Annotated in this window: 5 protein-coding genes and 2 pseudogenes; 2 read left to right on the forward strand and 5 right to left on the reverse strand. The window is 57.1% G+C overall.

The window, feature by feature from the left end; all coding sequences use genetic code 11:
• Positions 1-89: 89 nt before the first annotated feature.
• Positions 90-488, forward strand: a pseudogene (locus EN993_RS28080) (ParB/Srx family N-terminal domain-containing protein); the annotation flags it as partial.
• Here the strand turns inward: EN993_RS28080 and EN993_RS28085 are convergent.
• Positions 484-690 carry a LysR family transcriptional regulator gene (locus EN993_RS28085; protein WP_127265397.1) on the reverse strand — a complete coding sequence of 69 codons (207 nt, stop codon included), beginning with the start codon at positions 688-690 and terminating at the stop codon, positions 484-486. The pseudogene EN993_RS28080 and the gene EN993_RS28085 overlap by 5 nt on opposite strands.
• Positions 691-880: 190 nt before the next feature.
• On the opposite strand from EN993_RS28085, the gene EN993_RS28090 reads away from it, so the two are divergent.
• Complete coding sequence (locus tag EN993_RS28090; RefSeq protein WP_127265398.1) at positions 881-1,855, forward strand: IS5 family transposase; 975 nt, start codon at positions 881-883, stop codon at positions 1,853-1,855.
• Between the two features lie 160 nt (positions 1,856-2,015).
• Here the strand turns inward: EN993_RS28090 and EN993_RS28095 are convergent, their stop codons facing one another.
• The 4 genes and pseudogenes from EN993_RS28095 to EN993_RS28110 all read right to left on the reverse strand — a co-directional run.
• Positions 2,016-4,664: an EAL domain-containing protein gene (locus tag EN993_RS28095; RefSeq protein WP_127265399.1), complete on the reverse strand. Its 2,649-nt coding sequence runs from the start codon at positions 4,662-4,664 to the stop codon at positions 2,016-2,018.
• Positions 4,665-4,914: 250 nt separating this feature from the next.
• The gene (locus tag EN993_RS28100; protein ID WP_109671083.1) at positions 4,915-5,121 is read right to left on the reverse strand and encodes a hypothetical protein; all 207 of its coding nucleotides are present in this window, start codon (positions 5,119-5,121) and stop codon (positions 4,915-4,917) included.
• A 949-nt stretch (positions 5,122-6,070) separates the two neighbouring features.
• Positions 6,071-6,973 carry a plasmid partitioning protein RepB C-terminal domain-containing protein gene (locus tag EN993_RS28105; RefSeq protein WP_127265400.1) on the reverse strand — a complete coding sequence of 301 codons (903 nt, stop codon included), beginning with the start codon at positions 6,971-6,973 and terminating at the stop codon, positions 6,071-6,073.
• A pseudogene (locus EN993_RS28110) lies at positions 6,970-7,274 on the reverse strand (chromosome partitioning protein ParB); the annotation flags it as partial. The pseudogene EN993_RS28110 and the gene EN993_RS28105, both read right to left, overlap by 4 nt.

Here is a 7,274-nt window from a genome sequence, read left to right on the forward strand (position 1 = left end):
GGGCCAGGAGAGTGAGAGGGGTGCCGGTATTTCATGACGGGTTTAGGGCGGAGAGAGAGGCTCTCGGCGCCCGTCGCGGAGAAAACACCATGGCTACTGCCGTTCAAAAGATCACCTTGTCGCCCTCGCGCGACATTCCTTTCAACAAGCTGGTGCTTGCCCAGACGAATGTCCGGCGCATCAAGGCCGGCGTCTCGATCGAGGATCTGGCTGCCTCGATCGCGCGCCGAGGCCTGATCCAGGGCATCCATGTTCGTCCCGTGCTCGATGCAGCTGGTGAGGAGACCGGCATGTTCGAGGTACCGGCTGGCGGTCGCCGCTATCGCGCGCTTGAAGTGCTCGTGAAACAGAAGCGGCTTGCTAAGACCACACCCGTTCCTTGTGTTGTCGGCAATTCTTCCGGCGCGATTCTGGCCGAGGAGGTCTCGCTCGCTGAGAATATCGAACACGCCCCGCTCCACCCGCTGGACCAGTTTCGCGCCTTCAAGGATAGGGTAGCAAGACGCGCCCGGCCTGGCTCAGCGCGATGCCGGTGGACATGCGTTCGAAGAGCGGTATGCCAAGTTCCTGTTCCAGCAGACTGATACGGTGCGAGATGGCCGGCTGCGTTCGGTTCAAAACGCGGGCCGCGTTCGAAAAACCACGTTGCCGGTAAACGGTCAGGAATGTGTTCAGTGCTTCAGCATCCATCTCTTCGCTATAAATAAAATCTATGTCCTAGACAAATATTAGAAATTGGACGAATGCCGGCAAGCCAAATAGCAGTGTCCTCGCTTGTGAATTGCGGAGGAGGTACGCTCATGGCCACACAGATCGACAAGGCGAAAGCGTTCAAGGCGCTACACTCCACCGAGCGTGGTTTCGTTATCCGAGTAGCCTGATGCCGTACAAGTTCCATGGGCCTCACCGTCATCGAGTGCCGAAAGCGCTATATCGGGTGAGGAACTGGAGAGAATATCATTGCGGTCTTGTGTCTCGCGGCGATGTTCGCATGTGGATATCTGTCGAGGCGATCGAACGCTGGAAAGCAGCTTGCCGAATGACGCCTGGCGGCCAGCGCCGCTTCTCCAATCTAGCGATCGAGACGGCGTTGGTCCTGGGCGCTCTGCATCGCATGCCGTTGCGCCAGACCGAGGGATTTGTTCGTAGCTTGATAGAGCTGATGCACCTCGACCTGACCGTGCCTGATCATACGACGCTGTCCCGTCGACGAAGAACCGTTGCGGTGACGGACTTTCGCTGGCCGCGCAAAGGTCCGGTTGACCTTGTCATCGACAGCACGGGATTGAAGTTCTACGGCGCAGGCGAATGGGCGCGGGCCAAACACGGCGAAAGCCGCCGATCCTGGCGAAAGCTGCACATCTCGGTCAACCCCGACGACAATGAGATCATCGCCTTCGAACGCACCGATGACGATACCTCGGATGCGTCGATGATTGGCGAACTGGTAGCAAACTCCGGCGGCAATATCGGCTGTGTCATTGCCGATGGAGCCTATGGTGGTGAGCCAACATACAAGGCGATCCGCGCTGCGCGACCGGCGCGCTCACCTCCTGATATCGTCATCCCGCCGGGCAGACCATCGATCTCGGACAAGGGCGAACCTCACGGCGGCAGCGAGCGGGAACGTCATGCTGCCGAGATCGCGCGACATGGTCGAATGGCCTGGCAGAAGCGACACGGTTACGGCAAACGCTCCCTCGTCGAAACCGCAATTTCACGCGTCAAGAGGATCAACGGCGGATGCCTGGCGTCCCGGACCCTCGGGTCGCAGCAGAACGAGATAGCCATTCACATCGCCATCGCCAATCGCAACATGCGGATCGCGAGGCTAATCTCCGAGCGCGTCCGCTGAAATCACTACAAAGTCTGCCTCAGCCGCTATAGGCTCCAATGCACCAGCGCCGTCCATAATAAGCGCCTTGGAGGCACCCTGCCGATTGTTCATTGGATGCGAGTGCCCGCTGCGGTCGTCTCCTTTCCGTGGACGTACTCGTCGCCGACGTGCGTCGATCTCAGGATGCTGTGCGCCTTCGACGGCCGCTTAAGAACTCCATGATGCCGTGTGCGCTCACCGGCCGGCTCAGCCCATAGCCTTGCAGGATGTCGCAGCCCAAATCCTTAAGGATCTCGGCCTGCCGCATCGTCTCAACACCTTCGGCGATGACTTCCACTCCCAAAGATCTGCCTATCTGCACAATCGATTGAACGACCTCTCGCTGCTGGGCTGACTCGGCGACTGGGCCGATTAGCTGGCGTGCAATTTTCAGCCGTCGCGGCTGAAGTTTCATCACGCTGACAATCGACGCGTGGCCGGTGCCAAAATCGTCAATTTCGATGTCGATACCAAGTTCCTTGATCTGATTGACGTTCCAGACCATAAGCTCATCATTGTCGTCGAGAAAAATTGACTCTAGAAGCTCGAACGAAAGGGTTCCTGGTTTTATTGAAAGCGACGTCAGGCTGTTGATCAGTTCCTCATCCTGCAGCCGCCTCGCAGAGACGTTGACAGAAGCGCGCGGCATCAGCAGCCCGGCTCTCTGCCACTGATCAAAGTCGTGAAGGGTTTGCTCGAGTATCAGCCGGTCAATAATCGCAACGACATCCAACTCTTCCGCAATCTTCAGGAACTCGGCCGGCGTCTGAAGTCCGCCGGTCGGATGGTTCCAGCGCGCGAGCGCCTCAACGCCCGCAACCTCCAGTGTTTTCGCGTCGAACTGCAGCTGGTAATGGGGAACGAATTCGTTACGTTCCAGGCCTGCAAGGATCTCATCGGCGACCCGTTTGGTCCGAACGATCTCAGACTGGAGATCTTGGGTGAAGAACTCATATCGATTGCGTCCGCGGCTCTTTGCCCGGTAGAGCGCTATGTCCGCGTTGACCATCAGGCGCGGGCCGTCGACAGCACCGTCCGCATCGACCGCGATGCCGACGCTGACCCCAATACGGCATTGGTGGTCTTTATAGGGCACTGGCTGTCGCAATCTCTGTAGAATGCCATCGGCCCGTTGGCTGAGTTGGTCAATCGAGATATCGCTGCTGCAGACTACGACAAATTCATCGCCTCCGACTCGGGCAACGAAATCGGCTGGCCGAACAGTCGATGTCAGCACCTTTGCGGTATGGATCAGCACGGCGTCCCCGACAGCGTGGCCGAGTGTGTCATTGATCTGTTTGAAACGATCGAGATCAAGATGCAGAAGCGCGGCGCCGCGGCCGGCGGTTGAACCTGTGGCGGCGTGGCTGTCAAGCATGATGTCGAGGTAGCGGCGATTTGGAAGGCCGGTCAGCGTATCGTGAAGCGCTGCATACTCATTGCGCGCCGTCGCCGCCTCGAGCTCAGCATTTCTCGTTTCGGCGAGGTCCTTTGCTTGCTCCAACTCCCGCGTCAGGGCCACATCCGCCGTCACGTCCCATTCCGCTCCGACCATTTTGTGCTTGGTATCATCACTGTAACTTTTGGCACGCGCGCGAAGATGTCGAACAATTCCATTGGGAAGCACGACACGATATTCTGAGGAATACAGACCCGTCGCGATCCCTTGCTTGAAATCCAGCTTGGCCTGCTCAAGATCGTCGGTGTGGATTGATCTTGACCACTCTTCGAAGGACCTCGGTTCGCCATCTGCCGGCTTTCCATAAATTTCGTTCAGGCGGTCGTCCCAAAATATGATGTCTGAGTCGAGATCCTGCTCCCAGACGCCAATTTGCGAGGCGTCAAGCGCGAGTTCCAGCCTCTCCGAAAGCTGTGCAAGCCGTCTTTCGCTGCAGCGCAGATCGGCGTAGTGCTTACGCCGTTGCTCGAGAAGCCGCCCTGCAATGACTATGGGAACCACGACCAGTGCGCCGCCGATGAGCATTGCCAGTCGCAAAATCCAGGCGTTGCTGGGGGTAGCATTCCAACCACCCTTGGGAATAGCGGCAATCTGCCACGATCCTGTCGGCAGCCGTACCTCGGCCGTGACGGGATTGCTTTCGATCACGTGCGCGGGACCGTAAAATCGCGCGCCGCTTTGGCCGAGAGAGTCCTTGCCCGTCAGGGCGATCTCGATCGGCAGTTTCTTGCCTAAAAGACCACTGTCCTCGTACAGCTTTTGAATGTCGATTACCGCAGCCACTATGCCCCAGAACGTCTCGGTAGGGCGGTCACGGTCAAGGAAGACTGGAAATCGCCCGACGAATGCCTGCCCCCCTTGTTTGAGTTCTACCGGTCCGGCCAACACCAGTCGTTTGGAATCGCGTGCCCGAAGTACCGCTTCACGCTGCTCTTCATCCTTACCAAGGTCCAGTCCAACTGCCTTTTCATTGCCTTCCATCGGATACATCAACGAAATGACCAGGCCAGGGGCCGCGCCAATGTTTCTGAGATGTGTCTTCTCGCGAAAGATGCTCTCTGCCAGCTTGGCAAAGCGGGCTTGGCTCATATTCGGTTCGGTAACGATCGTCGCGATCAGGCCGCGCGCCAATTGGAGATCCCCATTGACGTTGCCCTCGAGATTGGCGCGGATGAGGTTCATCTCCTTCGCAACGTCAACGCGCATTGCCTGCTCGGCAACGACGCTGTTTTGATGGTCGGCAAAAAATCCAGCGATCAACAGCACGACGAGGGCAATCACTGCCGGAAGACTGGTCCAGGTCATCAAGGTGCGGAAGCGCTGCTGCATTGCAAATGGCAAGGTGGAATCTCGATCGGCCAAGCTTCCGATTGGCCAAGGCTATCAGAGCGAACTTAATCGAATCTTGGTTCGCCTACTCAAAGTTTAGAAAGACATTTCTTTGCCGGTTAGGCAAATACTGGAGGCGGCCAGTACGTCAGGGTTTCTTCCGGTTGGCTTTTTTTGATGGAATGGCGCCAGACGACTTCGACAAAGGGCTTCAGTGCTCCGTGTCCGCTACAGACATCGGAGGAGTGCGTTATCTAACTTCGACGATCTTTTGTCGCAAGGCGTTTTCGATGGGATCAGGCATGGTGCCAGCGCTGGTCGCGGACGCACTGAGATGAAGATAAAGCGGCTTGCCGGCGCGTACCATGGCACGCGCGATCGCGAGCTCGGCTTCAGTCTTGGCATTCTCTTTCTGTGTCATGTTGTCGGCGGCAATGAGCCGCTTCAGCGCCCGCAATGTCTCACCCCGGGCCCAGCCCACTTCGACGCGATGGCACGAGGTGAGTTTAATGACGCTGCATTGGATTCATCGAGCGGCGACGGTTGCATTGAGTACCCGTCCCCCGCGCGTTTTCGAGACATTTGATATCGCGACATAAGTTTCCGAACGAAAACTGCGTTCAGCGAGGGCAAATGAGGGACTAGTTCGCCGATGTCCTGAAAACGGTTGATTTCCGGGCAGAGGCCAAGTCGCTTATAAACGCGTTTCGGTTGAGCTCAGCAACGTCTTTTGAAGGGCCGCTTTGCGCCGCTTCTCCGTGATGACCTTGGCAAGCGGAAACGAAACGGCTCCGCTATTGGAAATGGGCAGGTCGGCGCCAGTCGGGCCAACTGTCAGCCCTGGGCTATAGACGAGCCGGCACCCTGAGTTGGACATAGGGTCACCGGCCGATCCTCTCACACTCGTCGAGCATCCCGCCGAGTTCCTGGCAAAGAATGACTTGGCCCAAACCGTTCGAATTGTCGTCCAGGCCCATCCGCCGGTTATAAGACGACACCTGGTCCCTCAATTGAGATACCCGGCCAGCGCTATGACCGCTGGAGTAGGCCCATCCGCCTACAGCGCATATGATCAGTGCAGAAACGAAGACGGCAAGTGTCAACTTGTTACCGTGCACCTTTTCAGGCAAAAACTTAACAACGCTTTGCATGAACTATTATCTACAGTTGCCATTTTACGGGCCTCAAGTGTGACGCAAAAAGATAAACATTTTCTTGGGCGCCCGATCACCGAAATGCGCATAGATGTGGCAGATGGGCGCCGTTTTCTACAGGCTGGGGTTTCGGTATGCGCCCCCGAGTTGCGGCATTACCAAGTCCCCACTGGAAAACCAGCAGCAGGCAGGCATCCTCCTCATGTCCGGCGGATTGCTGACGTTGTCAGTGGGAATGCCTCTTCGCAGACGCTAGACAGGCGTTCGGGCAGCATTGGTCATTTTCTGAAATTCAGAAAGAATCTCCGGGAAACTCTGCGCAAGATATCGAACAATGCGGGCGTTCTCCAGCAGCCGGCTGAGATACCCCGTGGCCACCACCAGATCCAGATGGTCAGATCCATAGCTCTCCTCGACAAGCCGGTATTCCTTATCGAGTTTGGTTGACTCGTTCTCCATCAATGCGATCTGCGCGTCGCTCAGCCCGGCAAGCTTTTTCGGCTGCGACGTATCGGCAAGCTGTGACTGAGGGGTCGCGCCGACCAGGGACTTTGCGTAGTTGATCGAGAATTTGTTCATGGCGATCATCAGTTGCGCCGCCTCGATCTGACGCACCGCGGCCAACTTCCGTAGTTCGATGAATGTGTTGGTCGGGACGAAGCGGTCCTTGAGCATGTCGACCGCTTCCCGACAGATCCCTTTCAGCAGATGTTTTTTAAGCCTGATTTGGGCGATGTTGACATTCAGGGTTCTCGCGATGGTCTCTTCAGGGACGCCGCTGTCGATGGCTTTCAGGATCATGAAGTGTTCCTGGATCGTCGCGAGCCGGCTCACCCGTTTGTTGTAGGTGAATGCCTCGTCATCGTTGGCCACCAGACAATCAACCTCAGTGGCGCCTATCTCGCGCAAGATCTCGATACGCATGTGGCCGTCGACCAGCAGGTACTTTCCCGGCGTGTCTTTGTCCCTTGCGACCACGGGCAGTTCCACAAGTCCGATCTCGCGAACGGATGACCTGACCTGTTGGTATTTCGGAGTTTCCCTGGCGCTTTCGGTAAACAGGTGAAGCGGCTGGATGTCTTCAAGCCGAAGGCGAATTGTATCGCGCTCAAAAGCGGATTTTATGTCCTGAATTGTAGGGTGCTCTGTGGTCATGCGGGCTCAACTCTGCTGATCCTGGCCGCCAGGTTTCGTGGAAGGGTGTTCAGTCCTTCGGCCGCAAGAAGGTCCTGGAATGCCTCTTCTGCCATCAGTTGCCGCAAGGCGTGGGTGACAAACAGCAGGCGGTTTCGCGTTGCGTCCGCTTTCCGGACAAGAATGCGTTTTCTGTCCGTGTCGGCTTTGAAAGCCTTGATCAATGCTGATGCTGAAGGAGTCTTCGTGCGATCTGGCAGGAACGTTCCCAGACCTTTCCCGCGCCTGCGGCGGTTCTCAATCACGCGGCGCGCTATCTCCA

It is taken from the genome of Mesorhizobium sp. M7D.F.Ca.US.004.01.2.1, from assembly GCF_003997785.1.
Lineage (GTDB): Bacteria > Pseudomonadota > Alphaproteobacteria > Rhizobiales > Rhizobiaceae > Mesorhizobium > Mesorhizobium loti.